16 protein-coding genes and 1 tRNA gene are annotated in these 21,066 nt (G+C 71.7%); 5 read left to right on the top strand and 12 right to left on the bottom strand.

The window, feature by feature from the left end:
• Positions 1-218: 218 nt before the first annotated feature.
• The 4 genes from AB0P17_RS08610 to sucC form a co-directional block, all read right to left on the bottom strand.
• Positions 219-306 (bottom strand) — tRNA-Leu (locus AB0P17_RS08610).
• 183 nt (positions 307-489) lie between these two features.
• The gene (locus AB0P17_RS08615) at positions 490-2,034 is read right to left on the bottom strand and encodes an aldehyde dehydrogenase family protein (protein WP_365808857.1); all 1,545 of its coding nucleotides are present in this window, start codon (positions 2,032-2,034) and stop codon (positions 490-492) included.
• A gap of 111 nt (positions 2,035-2,145) precedes the next feature.
• Positions 2,146-3,048, bottom strand: coding sequence for a succinate--CoA ligase subunit alpha (gene sucD, locus AB0P17_RS08620; RefSeq protein WP_365808858.1), 903 nt, complete (start codon positions 3,046-3,048; stop codon positions 2,146-2,148).
• Between the two features lie 13 nt (positions 3,049-3,061).
• Positions 3,062-4,195 carry an ADP-forming succinate--CoA ligase subunit beta gene (sucC, locus tag AB0P17_RS08625; RefSeq protein WP_365808860.1) on the bottom strand — a complete coding sequence of 378 codons (1,134 nt, stop codon included), beginning with the start codon at positions 4,193-4,195 and terminating at the stop codon, positions 3,062-3,064.
• A gap of 171 nt (positions 4,196-4,366) precedes the next feature.
• On the opposite strand from sucC, the gene AB0P17_RS08630 reads away from it, so the two are divergent.
• From AB0P17_RS08630 to AB0P17_RS08650, 5 genes are all read left to right on the top strand, one after another.
• Positions 4,367-6,049: a thiamine pyrophosphate-binding protein gene (locus AB0P17_RS08630; RefSeq protein ID WP_365808862.1), complete on the top strand. Its 1,683-nt coding sequence runs from the start codon at positions 4,367-4,369 to the stop codon at positions 6,047-6,049.
• Between the two features lie 12 nt (positions 6,050-6,061).
• Positions 6,062-7,327, top strand: coding sequence for a formyl-CoA transferase (frc, locus tag AB0P17_RS08635; protein ID WP_365808864.1), 1,266 nt, complete (start codon positions 6,062-6,064; stop codon positions 7,325-7,327).
• A 2-nt stretch (positions 7,328-7,329) separates the two neighbouring features.
• Positions 7,330-9,468 carry an acetate--CoA ligase family protein gene (locus AB0P17_RS08640; RefSeq protein WP_365808866.1) on the top strand — a complete coding sequence of 713 codons (2,139 nt, stop codon included), beginning with the start codon at positions 7,330-7,332 and terminating at the stop codon, positions 9,466-9,468.
• A gap of 190 nt (positions 9,469-9,658) precedes the next feature.
• Entirely contained in the window at positions 9,659-11,053 is a 1,395-nt protein-coding gene (locus AB0P17_RS08645) for an OFA family MFS transporter (RefSeq protein ID WP_365808868.1), read from the top strand.
• 1 nt (position 11,054) lies between these two features.
• Positions 11,055-12,464, top strand: coding sequence for an OFA family MFS transporter (locus AB0P17_RS08650; protein WP_365808870.1), 1,410 nt, complete (start codon positions 11,055-11,057; stop codon positions 12,462-12,464).
• A 155-nt stretch (positions 12,465-12,619) separates the two neighbouring features.
• On the opposite strand, the gene AB0P17_RS08655 is transcribed toward AB0P17_RS08650, so the two are convergent.
• From AB0P17_RS08655 to AB0P17_RS08690, 8 genes are read right to left on the bottom strand one after another with little or no spacing between them, the layout of a single operon-like run.
• On the bottom strand, positions 12,620-13,678 hold the full coding sequence (locus AB0P17_RS08655) for a sugar phosphate isomerase/epimerase (RefSeq protein WP_365808872.1): 1,059 nt from the start codon (positions 13,676-13,678) through the stop codon (positions 12,620-12,622).
• Positions 13,679-13,693: 15 nt separating this feature from the next.
• Positions 13,694-15,148, bottom strand: coding sequence for a nucleotide pyrophosphatase/phosphodiesterase family protein (locus AB0P17_RS08660; RefSeq protein ID WP_365808874.1), 1,455 nt, complete (start codon positions 15,146-15,148; stop codon positions 13,694-13,696).
• A complete protein-coding gene (gene eboE / locus AB0P17_RS08665) occupies positions 15,145-16,314 on the bottom strand; it encodes a metabolite traffic protein EboE (protein WP_365808876.1) in 1,170 nt (389 codons plus the stop codon). Before eboE ends, AB0P17_RS08660 begins: the two co-directional genes overlap by 4 nt.
• A gap of 4 nt (positions 16,315-16,318) precedes the next feature.
• Entirely contained in the window at positions 16,319-17,167 is an 849-nt protein-coding gene (locus AB0P17_RS08670; RefSeq protein WP_365808878.1) for a TatD family hydrolase, read from the bottom strand.
• Positions 17,167-17,769 carry an EboA domain-containing protein gene (locus tag AB0P17_RS08675; protein ID WP_365808880.1) on the bottom strand — a complete coding sequence of 201 codons (603 nt, stop codon included), beginning with the start codon at positions 17,767-17,769 and terminating at the stop codon, positions 17,167-17,169. Before AB0P17_RS08675 ends, AB0P17_RS08670 begins: the two co-directional genes overlap by 1 nt.
• Complete coding sequence (locus AB0P17_RS08680) at positions 17,766-18,611, bottom strand: sugar phosphate isomerase/epimerase family protein (protein WP_365808882.1); 846 nt, start codon at positions 18,609-18,611, stop codon at positions 17,766-17,768. Before AB0P17_RS08680 ends, AB0P17_RS08675 begins: the two co-directional genes overlap by 4 nt.
• The gene (locus AB0P17_RS08685; protein ID WP_365808883.1) at positions 18,608-19,633 is read right to left on the bottom strand and encodes an SCO3242 family prenyltransferase; all 1,026 of its coding nucleotides are present in this window, start codon (positions 19,631-19,633) and stop codon (positions 18,608-18,610) included. The genes AB0P17_RS08680 and AB0P17_RS08685 overlap by 4 nt, the downstream gene beginning before the upstream one ends.
• Complete coding sequence (locus AB0P17_RS08690) at positions 19,630-20,793, bottom strand: inositol-3-phosphate synthase (RefSeq protein ID WP_365808885.1); 1,164 nt, start codon at positions 20,791-20,793, stop codon at positions 19,630-19,632. Before AB0P17_RS08690 ends, AB0P17_RS08685 begins: the two co-directional genes overlap by 4 nt.
• Between the last annotated feature and the right edge of the window lie 273 nt (positions 20,794-21,066).

Below are 21,066 nucleotides of genomic sequence, written 5' to 3' on the forward strand. Positions count from 1 at the left end.
TCCCCCCTGCCTCCGCACACCCAGAACCGAGTGCCAGCGGCTTGGGCAATCCGACGATCCCGCGAACGTCAGTAGGACGAACCGATAGAAAGCGGCCGTCGAGGCTCGTCAGCCCACCTCCACTGAACAAGATCCCGAACACAAAAAGAACTCCCAGCCCGGACAAGTCCGGGCTGGGAGTTCCGTGAAGCCAACCAAGGTATTCTGTGAAATACCCCTGGTGTCCGAGGGGGGACTTGAACCCCCACGCCCGATAAAGGGCACTAGCACCTCAAGCTAGCGCGTCTGCCATTCCGCCACCCGGACGAGTGGTCGAACCGCGGCGATCCGGTGATCTGGGCGATCTCCCCGCGGCGACAAGAACAACGATACCAGGGGTTCACAGTGCCTCTCACCCGTATATCCGGTGGTCAGCGGTGCGCGATCGGCCCGGTCGGGGGCCGATCGCGCACCGGCGTCACCACGTGTGCGCACGCGGTGACGCCGGGGTTACGGCATGAGGTGGTAGTCGGGGAAGTTGCCCGGCAGGCGTTCGCCCGGCGGGCCGTCCGTGACCGCGTGGACCAGCAGCTCGCCGCCGACGAAGGCGCCGCGCCAGGAGTGGCCGAAGCCGCCGAACAGCTCGTCGCGGTCGCCCCGGGAGCGGGGCTTTCCGTGGCCGGTCTTGAAGGCCCGGATCTGGGGTGCCAGCCGGGCGTACGTCGCTGGGTCGTCGGTGGACAGGGTCGCGACGAGGGCGCCGTTCGAGGCGTTCATCGCGGCCAGCAGCTCCGCCTCCGTGTCGACCAGGACGATCGTGTCGACCGGGCCGAAGGGTTCCGCGTGGTGGAGCGGGGAGGACGGGGGCGGATTGAGCAGGGTGACCGGGGCCAGATACGCGCTGGTGTCCTGGTCGGGGAGGAAGCGGGCGTCCGCGAGAGCGCCCCGGTGGAGCGGTACGGCGCCGCGGCCGATCGCCTCGGTGACCTGGTCGGCCAGTTCCTTCGCCTTGGCCGCGTTGATGAGCGGCCCGAAGTCCAGCTCCGGCGGCCGGTCGTCCGGGGACTCGACGGCGAGGGGGTGGCCCAGGCGGATCGAGCGTACGGCGGGGAGGTACGCGGCGAGGAAGTCCGCGAAGAGGGAGCGCTGGACGACGAAGCGCGGATACGCCGTGCAGCGCTGCTTCCCGTAGTCGAAGAGCTTGGGGATCACGGCGGTCAGGGCGGAGAAGTCGGTGCAGTTCCAGACACCCCAGGTGTTGAGCCCCTCCTGTTCGAGGACATGGCGCTTGCCGACGTCGGCGACCGCGGTGGCGATCCCGGCGCCGGTGTCCCGACCGCCGACGAAGGAGACGCAGCCGATCTCGGGCGCGCGCACCAGCGCCTCGGAGAGTTCGCCGCCGCTGCCGCTGACCAGCGTGACGGGGACGCCCTCGCGGGCGGCGAGCGCGCAGGCCAGGGTGAGACAGGCGACGCCGCCGTCGGTGGGGGTCTTGGCGATGACCGCGTTGCCGGCCAGCGCCTGCACCAGCAGTGCGTGGACGAGGACGGACATCGGGTAGTTCCAGCTCGCGATGTTGGAGACCGGCCCCGGCAACGGGGTACGGCCCGCCAGCATGGGCCCGGCTCCGTCCACGTACCAGCGCACGCCGTCGATCGCACGGTCGACGTCGGCCTGGGCGAGGCGCCAGGGCTTGCCGATCTCCCAGACGAGGAGAAGGGCGAGCAGTTCACGGTGTGCGGTGAGCGCGTCGAGCGTCGCGCTCACCCGGGCGGCACGCTCCGGCAGCGGGATGTGGCGCCAGGCGCGGTGCGCGTCGAGCGCGGCGCGCACCGCCTGCCGGGCGGTGTCGCCGTCCAGCCGCGGTGGGCCAGCGATCGGGCTCCCGTCGACGGGGCTGGTGGCGGGCAGGGCCCGCCCGTCGGACCGCCAGGAGGCGGCCCAGAGGTTGCGTACCCGGTCGTCCTGGAAGGCCTCGGGCGCGGCGGCGAGGCTGCGCTCCCAGGCGTCCGACCAGGCCGTGCCGGGTTTGAGGATCAGCGAGGTGGGTGCCATTGAGGGTCTCCGCTCCGATGAGGCGGGAGGTGCATGGCTCGGTTCGGGCTCGGATCAGGACCGTCGGCCGGCGGTCCGGAAGCCGGTGGTGCGGGTGGCACGCACCCGCTCTCAAGTATGGGTGACACCGCGTGACGGCGCGAGGTGGTCCAGGACCAGCCGCGCGGTCTCCGAGGGGGTCGAGCCGACCCGGATGCCGGCCGCCTCCAGCGCCTTGCGCTTGCCCTCCGCCGTACCGGAGGAGCCGGAGACGATCGCGCCCGCGTGCCCCATGATCTTGCCCTCGGGCGCGGTGAACCCGGCGATGTAGCCGATGACCGGCTTGGTCACCCGCTCGGCGGCGTAGGCGGCGGCGCGTTCCTCGGCGTCGCCGCCGATCTCTCCGATGAGGACGACGAGTTCGGTGTCGGGGTCGTCCTCGAAGGCGGCGAGGCAGTCGATATGGCTGGTGCCGACGACGGGGTCGCCGCCGATGCCGACCGCCGAGGAGAAACCGATCTCCCGCAGCTCGTACATGAGTTGGTAGGTGAGGGTGCCGGACTTCGACACGAGGCCGATCCGGCCGGGCTTGGTGGCGATGTCGGCCGGGATGATCCCGGCGTTGGACTGCCCGGGGCTGATCAGGCCGGGGCAGTTGGGGCCGATGATCCGGGTGGACCGCTGCCTGGCGTACGCGGTGAAGGTGACGGCGTCGTGGACGGGGATGCCCTCGGTGATGACGACGGCGAGCCCGATCCCGGCGTCCACCGCCTCGGTCACGGCCGCCCGGGCGAACTGCGGCGGCACGAAGACGACGGTGACGTCCGCGCCGGTCGCCTCGATGCCCTCGCGTACGGAGCCGAAGACGGGCACGGTGGCGCCGTCGAGGTCGATCCGGGCGCCCGCCTTGCGCGGGTTGACGCCGCCGACGACCGTGGTGCCCGCGGCGAGCATCCGCCGGGTGTGCCGCATGCCCTCGGCGCCGGTCATGCCCTGGACGAGTACCTTGCTCTCCTTGGTCAGGAAGATGGCCATGGTGTTCCTCTCCTCATCCGGCGTTCGCGAGCGCGGCGGCCTGCCGGGCCGCCCCGTCCATGGTGGTGGCCTGCTGTACGAGCGGGTGCGCGCGTTCCGCGAGGATCGCCCGGCCGCGGGCCGCGCTGTTGCCGTCGAGGCGGACCACGAGCGGCCGGGTCAACGTCACTGATTCCAGGGCCCGTACGATGCCGTCGGCGACCGCGTCGCAGGCGGTGATGCCGCCGAAGACATTGACGAAGACGGATTTCACGGCCGGGTCGGAGAGGATGACGGACAGCCCGTCCGCCATCACCTGGGCGGACGCCCCTCCCCCGATGTCGAGGAAGTTGGCGGGGCGGGCGCCGCAGCCGGCCACCACGTCGAGGGTGGACATGACGAGGCCGGCGCCGTTGCCGATGATGCCGACCTCGCCGTCGAGCTTGACGTAGTTGAGCCCCTTGGCCGCCGCCTCCGCCTCCAGCGGGTCGCCGCCGGGGTCGGTCTCCGCCTCACCCCAACGCGCCTGCCGGAAGAGGGCGTTGTCGTCGAGGGTGACCTTGCCGTCGAGGGCGAGAATGAGCCCTTCCGTGGTGCGTACCAACGGGTTCACCTCGACCAGCAGGGCATCCTCGCGGACCACCACCTGCCAGAGCGCCCGCAGTACGGGGACGACCCCGCCGGGCAGTCCGGCCGCCGAGGCGATCCGGGCGGCGACCTCCTCGGTGACGCCCTCCGCCGGGTCGACGGGGACCCGGGCCACCGCCTCGGGGCGGACCGCCGCGACCTCCTCGATCTCCATGCCGCCCTCGGCCGAGGCGATGGCGAGGAAGGTCCCGGCCGCCCGGTCGAGGACGTAGCTCACATAGAACTCGGCCTCGATGGCGACGGGTTGGGCGAGCATCACCGTGCGGACGGTGTGCCCCTTGATGTCCATGCCGAGTATCTGGCGTGCGGTCAGTTCGGCCGCCGCCGGGTCGGCGGCGAGCTTCACCCCGCCCGCCTTGCCGCGTCCTCCGGTCTTCACCTGCGCCTTGACGACCACGCGCCCGCCGAGCCGCCGCGCGGCCGCCCCGGCGTCCTTGGCCGTGGCCGCCACCTCGGCTTTCGGCACGGCGATGCCGTGTTCCGCGAAGAGTTCCCTTGCCTGGTGTTCGTACAGATCCATGGCTGCTCCCCTTGCTTCCCCTTGACGAAAAGTGGCGCACGCCCCCTGGACACCACCCGCCCGGATGCGGGATAACAAGCTTCATACAGTATTCGTCGACTGTATGCAATGTACCGGGGCGGGCGCTCGCCCCTACCCGGCGAAGGACTACGAAGGGACAGGGACCTCCTCATGCCCGACGACAGCCAGGAACTCATCTCCGGTGGTCATCTCGTCGCCAAGGCACTCAAAGCGGAGGGTGTCGAGGTCATCTACACCCTCTGCGGCGGCCACATCATCGACATCTACGACGGCTGCGTCGACGAGGGCATCGACGTCGTCGACGTACGCCACGAGCAGGTGGCCGCCCACGCCGCGGACGGCTACGCCCGTATCACCGGAAAGCCGGGGTGCGCGGTGGTCACCGCGGGGCCCGGTACGACCGACGCCGTGACCGGGGTCGCCAACGCCTTCCGCGCCGAGTCGCCCATGCTGCTGATCGGCGGTCAGGGGGCGCACACCCAGCACAAGATGGGGTCGCTCCAGGACCTCCCCCATGTCGACATGATGACCCCCATCACCAAGTTCGCCGCCACCGTGCCGGACACCGCCCGCGCGGCCGACATGGTCTCGATGGCGTTCCGCGAGTGCTACCACGGCGCCCCGGGGCCGTCCTTCCTCGAAATCCCGCGCGATGTGCTGGACGCCAAGGTGCCGGTGGAGAAGGCCCGGGTCCCCGCGGCCGGACAGTACCGGGCCTCGACCCGCTCGGCCGGCGACCCCGAGGCCGTCGAGAAGCTCGCCGACCTGCTCACGCACGCCGAGAAGCCGGCCATCCTGCTCGGCAGCCAGGTCTGGACGACCCGGGCCACCGACGCGGCGATCGAGCTGGTGCGGACGCTCAACATCCCCGCGTACATGAACGGGGCGGGACGCGGCACCCTGGCCCCCGGCGACCCGCACCACTTCCAGCTCTCACGGCGCTACGCCTTCTCCAACGCCGACCTCATCATCATCGTCGGGACGCCCTTCGACTTCCGCATGGGGTACGGCAAGCGGCTCTCGCCCGACGCGACCGTCGTCCAGATCGACCTCGACTACCGTACGGTCGGCAAGAACCGGGACATCGACCTCGGCATCGTCGGGGACGCCGGACTCGTGCTCTCCTCCGTCACCCAGGCCGCGAGCGGGCGCCTCAACGGAGGCTCCGTGAAGCGGAAGGCATGGCTGGACGAGCTGCGCGCCGCCGAGCAGACCGCCGTCGAGAAGCGGCTGCCGCAGCTGCGCTCGGACGCCTCGCCCATCCACCCGTACCGGCTGGTCAGCGAGATCAACGAGTTCCTCACCGAGGACTCCATCTACATCGGGGACGGCGGCGACATCGTCACCTTCTCCGGGCAGGTCGTCCAGCCCAAGTCGCCCGGCCACTGGATGGATCCGGGCCCGCTCGGCACCCTCGGCGTCGGGGTCCCCTTCGTGCTCGCCGCCAAGCAGGCCAGGCCCGACAAGGAGGTCGTGGCGCTCTTCGGCGACGGCGCCTTCTCGCTGACCGGCTGGGACTTCGAGACGCTGGTGCGCTACAACCTGCCGTTCGTCGGCATCGTCGGCAACAACTCCTCGATGAACCAGATCCGTTACGGCCAGAAGGCCAAGTACGGCGACGAGCGCGAGCGTGTCGGCAACACCCTCGGTGACGTCCACTACGACAAGTTCGCCCAGATGCTGGGCGGTTACGGCGAAGAGGTCCGCGACCCGGCGGACATCGCGCCCGCGCTGCGGCGCGCCCGCGAGTCGGGACTGCCGTCGCTGATCAACGTCTGGGTCGACCCCGACGCGTACGCCCCCGGAACCATGAACCAGACCATGTACAAGTGAAGGAGCCCTCCCATGACCCAGGCTCTTGAGACCCCGCCCACCGGTACCCCGCAGAAGGCGCTCTCGGGCGTACGCGTCCTGGACATGACGCACGTCCAGTCGGGGCCCTCGGCCACCCAGTTGCTCGGCTGGCTCGGCGCGGACGTGGTGAAGCTGGAGGCGCCGAGCGGCGACATCACCCGCAAGCAGCTGCGCGACCTGCCCGACGTCGACTCGCTGTACTTCACGATGCTCAACTGCAACAAGCGGTCCATCACCCTCAACACCAAGACCGAGCGCGGCAAGGAGATCCTCACGGAGCTCATCCGGCGCTCCGACGTGATGGTGGAGAACTTCGGCCCGGGAGCCGTGGACCGGATGGGGTTCACCTGGGAGCGCATCCAGGAGATCAACCCCCGCATCGTCTACGCCTCCATCAAGGGGTTCGGAGAGGGCCCGTACACCAACTTCAAGGCGTACGAGGTGGTCGCGCAGGCCATGGGCGGCTCGATGTCCACGACCGGCTTCGAGGACGGCCCGCCGCTCGCCACCGGCGCGCAGATCGGCGACTCCGGCACCGGCATCCACGCGGTCGCCGGGATACTCGCCGCGCTCTTCCAGCGCGAGCACACCGGGCGCGGGCAGCGCGTCAACGTGGCGATGCAGCACGCCGTGCTCAACCTCTGCCGGGTGAAACTCCGTGACCAGCAGCGGCTCGCCCACGGCCCGCTCGCCGAGTACCCGAACGACGACTTCGGCGACGAGGTGCCCCGCAGCGGCAACGCGAGCGGCGGCGGACAGCCCGGCTGGGCCGTCAAGTGCGCGCCGGGCGGCCCCAACGACTACGTGTACGTGATCGTGCAGCCGGTCGGATGGCGGCCGGTCACCGAGCTGATGGGCCGGCCCGAGCTGGCGGACGACCCCGAGTGGGCGACGCCCGAGGCGCGGCTGCCGAAGCTCGGCAAGATGTTCCAGCTCATAGAGGAGTGGACGGCGACCCTGCCCAAGTGGGAGGTGCTGGAGCGGCTCAACGCCCACAACATCCCGTGCGGCCCGATCCTCTCCACCAAGGAGATCATCGAGGACGCCTCGCTCGCGGCCAACGAGATGGTCGTCGAGGTCCCCCACCCCCAGCGCGGCTCGTTCACCACGGTCGGCAGCCCGCTGAAGCTCTCCGACTCCCCCGTGGACGTGTTCACCTCGCCGCTGCTCGGTGAGCACAACGCGGAGGTGTACGTGGGCGAACTGGGCCTGGGCGACGAGGAACTGCGGCTTCTCAAGACGGACGGAGTCATCTAGCGGTGGACAGCAACGAAGAGAGCAGGACGACCGTACGGGCGCTGCTGGACGCGGCGCTCGCCGAGGGCCGCACCGCGCTCACCGCGCCCGAGGGCAAGGCCGTCACGGACGCGTACGGCATCCCCACCCCGGCCGAGGCGCTCGCCGAGAGCGCCGACGAGGCGGTGGCGCTGGCCGACCGGATCGGCTTCCCGGTGGCGATGAAGATCGTCTCCCCGGAGATCCTGCACAAGACGGACGCGGGCGGCGTACGGATCGGGCTGGCCTCCGCCGCCGAGGTGCGGGGCGCGTTCACCGCGATCGTCACCAACGCCCGTGCGTACGACCCGGACGCGCGGATCCTGGGCGTGCAGATCCAGCAGATGGTGCCCGAGGGGACCGAGGTCCTGATCGGCACCGTCACCGACCCGACCTTCGGGAAGATCGTGGCGTTCGGACTCGGCGGGGTGCTGGTGGAGGTCCTCAAGGACGTCACCTTCCGGCTCGCCCCCGCCTCCACGGACGACGCGCTGTCGATGCTCGACGGGATCCGCGCGGCGGAGATCCTGCGCGGGGTGCGCGGCGCGGCGCCCGTCGACCGGGACGCCCTGGCCGGGCTGATCGTCAAGGTGTCACGGCTCGCCGCCGACTTCCCGGAGATCGCCGAGGTCGACCTCAACCCGGTGTTCGCGTCGGCGAACGGGGTGATGGCCGCCGACGTACGGATCCTGCTCGACGCCGAACGGCCACCCGCGCGGCGGAGTTACGGCCGTGAGGAGATCCTCGCCTCGATGCGGCGGCTGATGAAGCCCACCTCCGTGGCGGTGATCGGAGCCTCCAACGAGCAGGGCAAGATCGGTAATTCGGTCATGCGGAACCTGATCGACGGGGGTTTCCCCGGCGACATCCATCCGGTGAACCCCAAAGCCGATGACATTCTCGGCCGCAAGGCGTACAAGAGCGTGATGGACGTTCCGGGTGAGCCCGACGTGGCGGTCTTCGCGATTCCCGCGAAGTTCGTGCCCGCCGCGCTGGAGGAGGTCGGCCGCAAGGGCATCCCGAACGCCGTGCTGATCCCGTCCGGCTTCGCCGAGACCGGCGAACACGAGCTCCAGGAACGGATCGTGGCCATCGCCGAGGAGCACGGCGTCCGGCTGCTGGGGCCGAACATCTACGGCTACTACTCCACCTGGCAGGACCTCTGCGCCACCTTCTGCACCCCGTACGACGTCAAGGGCGGCGTGGCGCTGACCTCGCAGTCCGGTGGGATCGGGATGGCCATCCTCGGCTTCGCGCGGTCCACGAAGACGGGGGTCTCGGCGATCGTCGGACTCGGCAACAAGTCCGACCTGGACGAGGACGACCTGCTCACCTGGTTCGGCGAGGACCCGCACACCGAGTGCATCGCGATGCACCTGGAGGACCTCAAGGACGGCCGCGCCTTCGTGTCGGCGGCGCGGGCCACCGTACCGAAGAAGCCGGTCGTCGTCCTGAAGGCCGGACGCACGGCGGCCGGCGCGAAGGCGGCGGGCTCGCACACCGGCGCGCTCGCCGGGGACGACGCGGTGTACGACGACATCCTGCGCCAGGCCGGGGTCATCAGAGCACCGGGGCTGAGCGAGATGCTGGAGTACGCGCGGGCGCTGCCCGTGCTCCCCACTCCGCGCGGTGACAACGTCGTCATCATCACGGGCGCGGGCGGCTCGGGGGTGCTCCTCTCCGACGCCATCGTCGACAACGGGCTCTCCCTGATGGAGATCCCGCCGGATCTGGACGAGGCGTTCCGCGCGTTCATCCCGCCGTTCGGCGCGGCCGGCAACCCGGTGGACATCACCGGCGGCGAACCGCCGTCCACGTACGAGGCGACGATCCGGCTGGGTCTGGAGGACCCGCGGATCCACGCGCTGGTCCTCGGGTACTGGCACACGATCGTCACCCCGCCGATGGTCTTCGCCGAACTCACGGCGCGGGTCGTGGCGGAGTTCCGGGAGCGGGGCATCCACAAGCCGGTGGTGGCCTCCCTCGCGGGCGACGTGGAGGTCGAGGGGGCGTGCCAGTACCTCTTCGACCACGGGGTGGTGGCGTACCCGTACACGACGGAGCAGCCGGTCGCGGTGCTCGGCGCCAAATACCGGTGGGCGCGGGCGGCGGGGCTGCTGTGATGTACCGACGGCAGCCATCACCGGCCAGGGGTCCGGGGGTTGCCCCCCGGATATGCCGCCGCCCGGTGGGCGCGGGCGGCGGGGCTGTTGGGAGGCGGTTCATGACCTGACCTCACCCGGGCACGGCACGAAGGTTTTGGACAGGGGGCGCTGGCCAGTTCTTTCGATGCAAGGGGTGCGAGAAACCATCATGAAAACGACAACCACTCAACTCAGCAGCTCCGTCCCCTACCAAGAGGTGACGGACCGCAACGGACGCGTGTACCGGATCGGTGAGAGCGACCGGGACATCATGGGCCGGCCCCGATGGACCATGGTGCTCTTCCCGTGGATGGGCATGCTCGGCATCAGTTCGTCGGAGTACGCGTTCACCTCCGCGGAGGACACGCTGCACCAGGCCCATCTGTGGAGCAGCGGGCACATCTTCTGGCTGATGGGCGTCTGGGTCTTCTTCCAGGCGGCCGTCGCCTTCCCGGCCGGGCAGCTCAGGGAGAGCGGCAGGCTGCCCGCCCGCTACGCCATGATGCTGGGCGCGCTGGGGACGTTGCTGGGCTATCTGTCCCTGGCGTACGCCCCGCACGTGATCGTGGCGTACTTCGGCTTCGGCATGTTCAGCGGGATCGGCGCCGGTCTGGTCTACGCGACCTGCGTCAACATGGTCGGCAAGTGGTACCCCGAGCGCAAGGGAGGCAAGACCGGCCTCGTCAACGGCGGTTTCGCCTACGGCTCGGTGCCGTTCGTCTTCCTCTTCACCTCGTACATGGACCTGAGCAACTACCAGGGTGTGCTGGTCTTCGTCGGTGTGGTCTGCTGCCTCGTCGTCGCGGTCGCCGGCTGGTTCTTCAAGGACCCGCCGAAGTACTGGTGGCCGCGGGGCGCCGATCCGCTGAAGGTCTCCGACGACCCGAGGATCCGGCGCGCGCTGGCGAAGAACCCGCCGGCGGTGAAGCAGTACACACCGCGCGAGGCGGCCCGTACACCCGTGCTGTGGATGATGTGGTTCTGCCTGCTCTGCACGGCGGGCATCAACATCTTCGGCATAGCGTTCCAGGTGCCCTTCGGCAAGGACATGGGCTTCGCGGGCGGGATAGTGGCCACGGCGATGTCCCTCAAGGCGATCGTGAACGGCACGGGGCGCGGTGTCATCGGCTGGATCTCCGACCGGTACGGGCGCCGCAACACCCTGATCATCGTCTGTCTGGTGCTCGGCAGCGCGCAGTTCGGTGTGCTGGTCTCCGGGACGATGGGCAGCATGCCGTTCTTCCTGTTCTGCTCGATGGTCTCCGGCTTCGGCGGCGGGGCGATCTTCCCGCTGTTCGCGGCGATGACGGCGGACTACTTCGGGGAGAACAACAATGCCTCGAACTACGGCATGGTCTACAGCTCCAAGCTCATATCGGGCCTGGTCGGCTCCGGTGTGGGAGCCCTCGTGGTGGGTGCCTGGGGCTACGAGGGCGCGTTCGTGATCGCCGGCAGTATCGGCCTCGCCTCCGCCGTCCTCGCGGTGTTCCTGAAGGCACCCGGCAGGCCCGACGTGAAGAAGATCCAGCCCAACCCGAACCCGATCGGCCGGGAGATCGCCTGATATGACCACTGAACCACTCTCCGGTCCGTCCGCGTCGGCCGCCGCCGGCGCGGGCTACCGCGAGATCACCGACGCCCATGGCCGGGTCTACCGGGTCGGCGAGTCCGACCGGCAGATCCTGGGCCTCCCCCGCTGGACGATGGTGGCCCTGCCCTGGCTCGCCATGCTCGCCATCAGTGTCTTCGAGTACGCCTTCGGGGCGGCCGAGCAGACGCTGTCCAGGGCACATCACTGGACCTCGACGAACACCTTCTGGGTGCTCAGTGTCTGGATCTTCTTCCAGGCCGCGGTCTCCTTCCCCGCCGGGCGCCTGCGGGAGAAGGGGATCCTGAGCAGCAGGGCGGCCATGCTGATCGGTTCGTTCTGCTCGCTGCTGGGCTTCGTCAGTCTCGGTCACGCACCGGACTTCTGGTTCGCGCTGGCCGGTTTCGGGCTGCTGGGCGGGCTCGGCTCCGGACTGATCTACTCGACCTGCGTCAACATGGTCGGCAAGTGGTACCCCGAGCGCAGGGGCGGCAAGACGGGGCTGGTCAACGGCGCGTTCGCCTATGGCGCGGTGCCTTTCGTCTTCCTGTTCACGTACGGCTTCGACACCTCGAACTACCGGACCGTGCTGGACCTCGTCGGGGTGTACGTGCTCGTACTGACGCTGGTGGCGGGGGTGTTCTTCAAGGATCCGCCGAAGAACTGGTGGCCCGAGGAGATCGATCCGCTGCGCCGTTCCGGGGACGCCAAGTCCTCGCTGGCGCTGGCGAAGAACCCGCCCGCGGTGCGGCAGTACACACCGCGGGAGGCGTTACGCACCGGGATCGTGCCCCTGATGTGGCTGTGCATGCTGTGCTGCGCGGGCGTCTCGATCTTCGGGATCTCGTTCCAGGTGCCGTTCGCCAAGGAGATGGGGTTCGGTCCGCTGATCGCGGCGTCGTCCATGGGGGTGATGGCGGTGATCAACGGCACCGGGCGGGGTGTGGTCGGCTGGCTCTCCGACAAGCTGGGCCGTCGGCCGACCCTCACCTACGTGTGTCTGGTGCTGGCCGTGGCGCAGTTCGGTGTGCTGTGGGCGGGCGAGATCCGCAACCAGACGCTGTTCCTGGCCTTCGCCTTCCTGTCCGGCTTCGGCGGCGGGGCGTTCTATCCGCTGTTCGCGGCGCTGGTCCCGGACTACTTCGGGGAGAACTACAACGCGTCGAACTACGGCATGGTCTACAGCGCGAAGCTGGTCAGCGGGTTGTTCGGCGGCGGGATGGGGGCGGTCGTGGTCGCGTCGTGGGGATACGTCGGCGCGTACGTGGCGTCCGGTGTGGTCTCGCTGGTCGCCGCGGGTCTCTCGCTGGTCCTGCGGCAGCCGGGCGGCCCGCGGCCCGGACGGCGCCCGGTCCGGCTGGCGCGGCCGGGCGAGGCAACCGCCTGAACGGCTGAGTCCCCGGACGCGGCCGGACACGACGGAGCACGGCAGAACACGAGGGAACGCAACGGAACCCTGTGGATCAGCAGACGGCCCTCCCCGCGGCGCTGTGCCGGCCGCGCGGAGGGCCGCCGTCGTATCTCCCCTGCGACGTGCGGGAGTTACCGCTTCTCGCGCAGCGAGTGCAGATGCGCCGAGGACTTCTGGGCGAACAGCAGCGAGTCCACGGGCTGGTCGTGCTCCACCTGCCAGTGGTGGCCGCGCCGACCGCCGTGGGTCTTGTTGACGGCCGAGATGAAGCGCTGGTAGTCGATGTCGCCGTCGCCGACGTCCACCATGCGGTAGCCGTCGCGTGCCGCGATGTCCTCGATGCCGTCCTTCACGTGGAAGAGCGGGTAGCGGTGGGGCTGCTTGAGGACGTACCGCAGCGGGTCGAAGGGCGCGGGCCTGCCCTCGGGCGTCTTGCTGAAGCGGAACTGGCCGGAGTACGCCCAGTAGATGTCCATCTCCAGGTAGACGAGGCTCGGGTCGGTCTCGGCGAGCAGGATGTCGTAGAGCCGTACGTTGGGCTGGTCGGTGGCGAAGGAGAACTCCTCCGCGTGGTTGTGCTGGTAGAACTTCATGCCGCGCCGCTTGGCCGCCGCGCCGTAGGCGTTGAAGTCGGCGGCGGCCCGCTTCCAGGCGTCGACGGTCGATCCGTAACGGAAGGGGCCCGACGCGGTGCCTATGTGGTCCAGGCCGAGTTCCTGGGCGTCGTCCAGGACCTTGGTGAGGTTCTGGGCGAAGCTGTAGGCGTTGGGGTTGCTGTCGTCGGCGTAGTTGACATGGCTGCCGATGGGCTTGAGACCGTGGTCCCTGGCCAGTCTCTTCAGCTGCGGCAGGGTGATGGCGCCGGCGCTGCCCTGGGTGTATCCGGCGAACTCGATCTCGTCGTAGCCGAACCGCTCCAGCTCGTCGAAGACCTTGGCGAAACCGATCGTCGACACCTTGTCGCGCAGGGAGTAGAGCTGGATGCCGAGCCGGCCCGGCGGCAGGACGGGCGCTCCCGTGCCGTGGCCGCCGTGGCCGGGGCGGGGGCCCGAGCCGTGGGCGGCGGCCGGGGTGGCCACGGCCGAGGCGCCGACCACCGCGGCCGCGGTGGCCCCCGCGGCCACACCGAGCATGCCGCGCCGGCTGAGCTTGTGTGCGAGTTCGGGGTCTGCTGGGGTCTTGCGGCTCATGCGGAACTCCTTCTGTCAGTGCAGTCCGGCAAGGTGGAGGAGAAGGCTCTTCACGTCGGTGGCCGCGACACGGTCACCGAGGTCATGGGGTGTGGAGCAGAGGATGAGCGGGCCTTCCTCGTCGTTCGCGGGGAGCCGGCCGTGGCTGCCGCGGATGGGCGAGGGGTCGAGGGGCACGACCGCGAGCCGGTAGCGCATCCCCAGCTTCTTGCGGGCGATCGCCTTGGCCGCCTTGAGGCGTACGTACGGATCGAGGGGGTCCATGAACAGCTCGACGGGGTCGTAGCCGGGCTTCCGGTGGATCTCCACGAGCTGCGCGAAGTCGGGCGCCCGGTCGTCGTCCAGCCAGTAGTAGTACGTGAACCAGGCGTCGGGTTCCGCGACGGCCACCAGCTCCCCGGAGCGGGGGTGGTCGAGCCCGTGCGCCTTCTTGCCCTCGTCGTCGAGGAGCTGCTCGATGCCGTCGAGGTCCTTCAGCGCCTCGCGGGTCGCGTCCAGGTCCTCGGGGCGGCGTACGTAGACGTGCGCGAGCTGGTGGTCGGAGACGGCGAAGGCGCGGGAGGCCATGGTGTCCAGGTACTCCATGCCGTCCTGGGTGTGGACCTCCAGCAGCCCGGCCCGGCGCAGCGCGCGGTTGATGTCGACGGCCCGGGAGACCCGGGTGATGCCGTACTCGGAGAGCGCCACGACGGTACGGCCCTCCGCCTCCGCGTCCGCGAGCAACGGGGCCATGGCCAAGTCGAGTTCGGCGGCGGCCCGGTGGGAGCGGGGGTCGTCGGGGCCGAAGCGCTGGAGGTCGTAGTCGAGGTGCGGCAGATAGCAGAGGGCGAGATCGGGGCGGCGGGTGGCCACGATGTGCCGGGTCGCGTCGATGATCCACTGGGAGGAGACCAGGTCGGCGCCGGGCCCCCAGAAGTGGAAGAGCGGGAACGTGCCGAAAAGCTCGGTGAGTTCGTCGTGGAGCGACGGCGGCCGGGTGTAGCAGTCGGGCTCCTTGCGGCCGTCGGCGTAGTAGACGGGGCGCGGGGTGACGGTGTAGTCGGTGTCCGCGCCCATCGCGTACCACCAGCAGATGTTGGCGACGGTGTAGCCGGGATGGGCGCGGCGGGCCGCGTCCCAGAGCTTGTCGCCGGAGACGAGGCCGTTGTGCTGGCGCCAGAGCAGGACGTCGCCCAGCTCCCGGAAGTACCAGCCGTTGCCGACGATGCCGTGCTCGGCGGGGAGCGTCCCGGTGAGGAAGGTGGACTGGGCGCTGCAGGTGACGGCCGGCAGCACGGTGGTCAGCGGGGCGCGCGCGCCCGCCGCGGCCAGCTTGGACAGGTTCGGCATGTGGCGCAGCAGCTGCGGGGTGAGGCCGACGACGTCCAGGACCAGCAGCGGGGTCGGGCGCGCGGCCTCGCCCTCGGGCCGGGTGCCGGACGGGGCGTCGGCCGGGGGCCCGGCAGGGGTGTCGGCAGGGGTGTCGCTCATGGCAGCTCCTTGAGACCGAGGTCGACCAGCAGGTCCCTGGCCAGGGTGAGTTCGGCGGCGATGCCCTCGGCGAGCCGGCCGCGCGAGCGGGGCCGCAGCTCGGGCGGGAGCGCCTGCCAGGTGTAGGTCTCGACCTCCAGATGGCGGGTGCGCGGCGCCGCGCCGCCGACGAGGCGGGCCAGCGCGTCCCGGAGGACGGGGAGGGTGGAGGTGAGCGGCGGGGCGGGCGGGGCGTGCAGCGGTACGTGGAAGTGGGCGCGCCAGGGCGCCCCTTCGGGCAGTGAGCGGCCGGCCAGCGCCTCGTCGAGGTCGTCGGTGCCGCGCAGTCCGGCGGCGGTGCTGGTGCGGGTCTGGTGGAGGAAGCGGGGCTCGGCGAAGGCCCGCAGCGCCTCCCGTACCTCGGGGAGGTGGGGGTGTTCGGCGTGCAGGGCGGCGGAGAGCTGTGCCTTGGGCACGGGGATACGGGCCGCCTCCAGCGCGTCGAGCGCGGTGGCCGGGTCCTCGAAGGAGGTGGCGAGGTGGCAGGTGTCGACGCAGATGCCGATGCGGTCGCCGTCGAGCGCGGTGAGCGGGGCGATCGCGTCGGCGGTGGTCTCGACGATGCAGCCGGGCTCGGGTTCCAGGGCGATCCGGATGGACTTGCCGGTCAGCTCCTCCAGCGCGTCGAGGCGGCCGGCGAGGGTGGTGAGCGCGGCGTGGGCGGTGTGGCCCGCGGCGTCGTCCCAGTCGGTGCGCCAGCCGAGGGGCAGCGTGGAGACCGAGCCCTCGGTGACGTCGTCGGGCAGCAGCGCGGCGAGCAGCCTGGCCAGGTCGGCGGTGTACGACAGCCGTTCGGGATCGGCCCAGTCGGGTTTGTAGACGCGGTACTTGACCTCTTCGGCGCCGAAGCCCTCGTACGGGAAGCCGTTGAGGGTGACGACCTCCAGGCCGCGCCGGTCGAGTTCGGCGCGCAGCGCGCGCAGCACCGCCGGGTCGTTGATCAGGGCCTGGGCGGCGTCCCTGGCGAGCCAGAGGCCGATGCCGAGGCGGTCCCGGCCGAGGCGTTTGCGTACCGGCTCGCAGTGGTCGCGGAGTTGGGCCAGGACGCCTTCGAGGGTCTCGGCGGGGTGGACGTTGGTGCAGTAGGCGAGGTGGACGGTGGAGCCGTCGGGGTGGCGGAAGCGCATCGGCTCACTCCCCGCCGCGCAGCACGGAGTTGCCCTCGTGGAGGGCGTCCGGTGCGGCCACGTCGAGCTGGAGCCGGCCGCTCAGTCCGTAGAAGGCGACGGGGTTGCGCCACAGGACCTGGTCGACGTCGTCGGCGTCGAATCCGGCCGCGAGCATCGCGTCGGCGACCTTCCGGGTCTTGAGGGGGTCGCTGTTGCCCCAGTCCGCGGCCGAGTTGACGAGGACCTTCTCCGTGCCGTGCTCCTTGAGCACGGCGACCATCCGGTCCTCGTCCATCTTGGTGTCCGGGTAGATGGAGAAGCCCAGCCAGCTGCCGCTGTCGGCGGCCACCTTGACGGTGGTCTCGTTGAGGTGGTCGAGCAGGACCCGGTCGGGGGCCAGGGCGGATTCGCGTACGACGTCGATGGTGCGGCGCAGCCCGGCGAGCTTGTCGCGGTGCGGGGTGTGCACGAGCGCGGGCAGGCCGTGGTCGGCGGCGAGCTGGAGCTGGGCGGCGAGCGCGGTGTCCTCGGCCGGGGTCATGGAGTCGTAGCCGATCTCGCCGACGGCGACGACACCGTCCTTGACGAGATAGCGGGGCAGTTCGTCCAGGACCGGGGTGAGGCGCGGGTCGCCCGCCTCCTTGGGGTTGAGGGCGAGGGTGCAGTGGTGGGCGATGCCGTACTGGGCGGCGCGGAAGGGCTCCCAGCCGAGCAGGGCGTCGAAGTAGTCGTAGAAGCTGGCGGGCGAGGTACGGGGCTGGCCGAGCCAGAAGGACGGTTCGACCAGGGCGCGCACACCGGCGGCGTACATCGCCCGGTAGTCGTCCGTGGTGCGGGACGTCATGTGGATGTGGGGGTCGAAGATACGCATCAGGACTCCTCGCCGGTCAGTTGGAGCGCGCGGTGCAGGTCGGCGGGTACGGGGCGGCCGGCGGCGGTACGTTCGGCGGCGAAGTCGCGGAGCATACGGGCCAGTTCGGCGTCCCCGCGGGCGCGTACGGCCAGGTCGGCGACGGCGTCGAGGGGCACCTCCGTGAAGAGGCACTTGAGGACGGCGTGGCGCCAGCCGTGCGCGCCGAGGTGGGTGGCGGCGTACGGCCCGACGGCCGCCGCGACGAGCCGGGTGTCGTTGGTCCGCAGGGCGTCCTCGACCAGGGGCAGCGCGCCGGGCCCGGTGCCGAGCAGCGGCAGGGCGAGCAGTACGGCGCGGCGCTCGGCGGCGGTGCCCTGCCGGTAGAGCCGGGTGAGGGTGGCCAGGCTTGCCCCGGCCTCCTGGAGCAGCAGGGTGCGTACGGCGTCGGCGTGGTCCTGGCCGCAGTGGCGCCCGGCGGCGGCGAAGCGCAGCTCCCAGGGGGCGGCGGCGTCCGGGTCGGGATGCCCGGCGGAGGCGGCCGCCTCGGCCAGTGCCGCGTCGAGCCAGGGCAGGGCGTCCGGGGCGATCCGGTCGGCCAGTTCCGCACGGCTGGGGGTCATGCGCGTACCTCCAGGGCGCGGAGGAAGTCCAGGGACGTACGGGCGAGTTCGGGCCCGGCGTGGGAGTGCCGGGGCAGCTCCACGACGGTGAGGCCCTGGTAGTCGGTGGCGGCCAGCGCGTCGAGGACGGGCGGGAAGTCGATCTCGCCGTCCCCGAACGGAAGGTGCTCGTGGACACCGCGTCGCATGTCCTCGATCTGCACATGGCGCAGCCAGGGCCCGGCCTCGCGTACGCAGTCGGCGGGCGAGCGGGGTTCCAGGCACTGGCAGTGGCCGATGTCGAGGGTGAGGCCGAGCGGCCCGGGGTCGCCGAGCCGGCGTCTGAGCTCGTGGAAGCCGGCGAGGTCCTTGACGAGATGGCCGGGCTCCGGCTCGACGGCGAGCGGGACCCCGGCGGCTTCGGCGGCGTCGAGCACCGGCCCCATCGCCTCTTCCAGCCGCTTCCAGGCGGTTTCGGTGTCCGTGCCGTCCGGGGTGACGCCGCTGAAGCAGTGCACGGCGTGGGCGCCGAGGTCGGCGGCGACCTGGACGGCCGTGACGAGCAGCCCGGTCCTGGCGGCCCGGCCCGCGGGGTCCGGGTCGAGCAGGGTGGGGCCGTGCTTGCGGCGCGGGTCGAGGACGTAGCGGGCGCCGGTCTCGACGGTGACATCGAGGCCGAGTGCGGTGAGGCGGCGGGCGACGCGGCGGGTGCGGGCGGCCAGTTCGGGCGCCGTCGGGTCGAGGTGCATGTGGTCGAGGGTGAGTCCGACGCCCTCGTAGCCGAGGTCGGCGAGGAGGCCGAGGGCGTCGTCCAGCCGCAGGTCGGTGAGCCCGTTGGTGCCGTATCCGTAACGCGGGCTCATGTGGGGCTCACTTTCCGTGCGACGGTGCGGGCCAGCGGTACCAGCCCCATGACTCCGAGGGCCACCCCGGCCGCGCCGCCGCGTGCGGCGAGCGCGCCCTGGAGCGGGATCATGGCCCGGATCCCGCCGCCGACGGCGCGCTGGGTGAGGTCCGGGGACGGGTTGAGGGCGGCGTGCAGCAGGGGCCGGCCGGCGGTCCCCGCGTAGACGGCGGCGAGGGTGGCGGCGAGCGCGTGGCGGGCCCCCCGGCCGGGGGTGCCGGGGGCGGTATCGGGCGGGCGGCGGCCGAGCAGCGCCCCGACGGCCCCGGTCACCGCGAGCGCGGCGAGCGGCAGTGCGGTCGAGCCGCCCTGGGTCTCGCGGCGGGAGACGGTGGTGACGGCGGCGGTGTGGGCGCCGAGGACGGCGGCGGCCGGCAGCGCGGCCCGGACCCCGCTCCCCGCCGGACGCGCGGCGCCCTTCGCGGCAACGGCGGTCTTTCCGGCAGCGGCGGCCTTCCCCGCAGCGGCCGGCCTCGCGGATCCGGCCGCGTGCGCGGTCGCCGTGGCACCGAGCAGCAGGTCCAGGGAGCGGGCCGCGCCCATCGCCGCCGGGCCCGCCGGGGTGTGTTTGAGGCGCAGGTCGTACGACCAGACCGTGGCCGCCAGCGCCGTGCCCACCGCCAGCGACGGGCGTCCGGCGCGGGCGGCGAGCGCGAGGCCCGCGGCGGTCAGGCCCCCGGCCGCCGCGAGGGCGGCGGGCGGGGAGATCCGGCCCGACGGGATGGGGCGGTGCGGGCGGTCGACCGCGTCCTCGTCCCGGTCGGCCCAGTCGTTGAGCGCCATGCCCGCCTCGTACAGACAGAGCGAGGCGCCCACGGCGAGGGCGGTGGCGCGGCCGGGTCGCGCCCCGAGCGCCGCCGCGCCCGCGAGCCCGTCGCCGACCACGGTGAACAGGGCGGAGACGCGCAGCAGTTCGGCCCAGGCGCCCAGGGTCTCCCGGGCGGATCCGGCCGCCGGTCCCCCGCTGCCGCGAGCACTCATCCGGTCTCCCCCAGCCGTCCGGCGAAGGCGAGCAGCGCCTCGAACTGTTCGGCGAGGGCGGCGGGTCCGCCGTCCGGGTCCTTGAAGTAGAAGCCGAGTTCGGGCAGGGGTCCGCTCAGCCCGGCCTCGTGGGCGCGGGCCACCAGCCGGGCCAGGTCGAGGACGAGCGGCGCGGCCAGTGCCGAGTCGCACCCCTGCCAGATGGTCTGGAGGACCATCCGCGAGCCGAGGAAGCCGTCGAAGGCGATGTGGTCCCAGGCGGTCTTCCAGTCGCCGAGGGCCGGGACGTCGTCGATGTGGACCTCGCCCTCGGGCGCGGCGCCGAGGGTGTCGGCGAGGACGCGTTCCTTGCCCGCGTTCTTGGCCGCCGCGGCGGCCGGGTCGGCCAGCGCCGCTCCGTCCCCGCCGCCCAGCAGGTTCGTCCCGGACCAGGCCCGTACGGTCAGGGCCCGCTGGACGAACATGGGGGCGAGCACGGAACGGAGCAGCGTCTGGCCTGTCTTGCCGTCGCGGCCCGCGTGGGGAAGTCCGCGGTCCCGCGCGGCGGCGGTGAGGGCCTCGGTGCGCAGCCCGGTCGAGGGGGTGAAGTTGACGTACGGGCAGCCCGCCCGGACCGCGGCCGCCGCGTAGAGCGAACTCGGGGGCAGCCGGGGGTCGTCGGGGTCCGGTTCGGCCTCGGTGGAGGAGACGTTGACGACGACGGTGCGTGCGACGCCGGTGCGCCGGGTGAAGTCGGTGAGGTCGGCGGCGAAGCCGTCGATGATCTCGTCGTCGCTCCTGGTGTCGCCGGGCAGCGGGCCACCGGCCCGTATCTCCCGGTCGGCGGCGGCGAGTTCGGCGTGGATCGCGGCGGGCAGCCCGTGCGGCAGCACGCCCGCGGCGGTCAGTGCCTCCGCGCGCTTGGGCAGCGGGCAGCTCGCCGTGTCGTGGCCGCCGAAGACGAGCGAGGACAGGGCGGGCAGCCGGGCTCCGGCGAAGGGCGCGGTCTCGGCGACCATGCCCGTCGGGGGATGGAGCCCGGCGGTGACGGCCGCGCATCCCGCGACGGCCGTGGTGGCGACGGAGCCGCGGGCTCCGACGAACCAGACTCCGGTGCGTACGGCGGCCCCGGCCGGCTCGGCCGCTGTCGATGCTGTTGCTTCCGTACCGGTCGTGGTCACGGGCTGCCTCCCTGCCGGTGGTGCGGTCGATGGTGCGTGTGGTGCGTACGGTGCCGCGGCCCGAACGGGGCTCGCGGTCCGTGCAGTGCTCGCGGTGCGCGGCGCTGCGTGGGCGTGCGGGTACGTATGGTCCGTGCGGGTGCGCACGGTCCGTGCGGGTACGTACGGTCCGTACGGGTGCGTGCGGTCCGTACGGGTGCGTGCGGTCCGTGCGGGTGCGGTGCGTGGTGGACGGCGGGCGGGGGGTACGGCGCCTCCCCGCCCGCCGCCGGC

The sequence above is a fragment of the Streptomyces sp. NPDC088124 genome, from assembly GCF_040685895.1.
GTDB lineage: Bacteria > Actinomycetota > Actinomycetes > Streptomycetales > Streptomycetaceae > Streptomyces.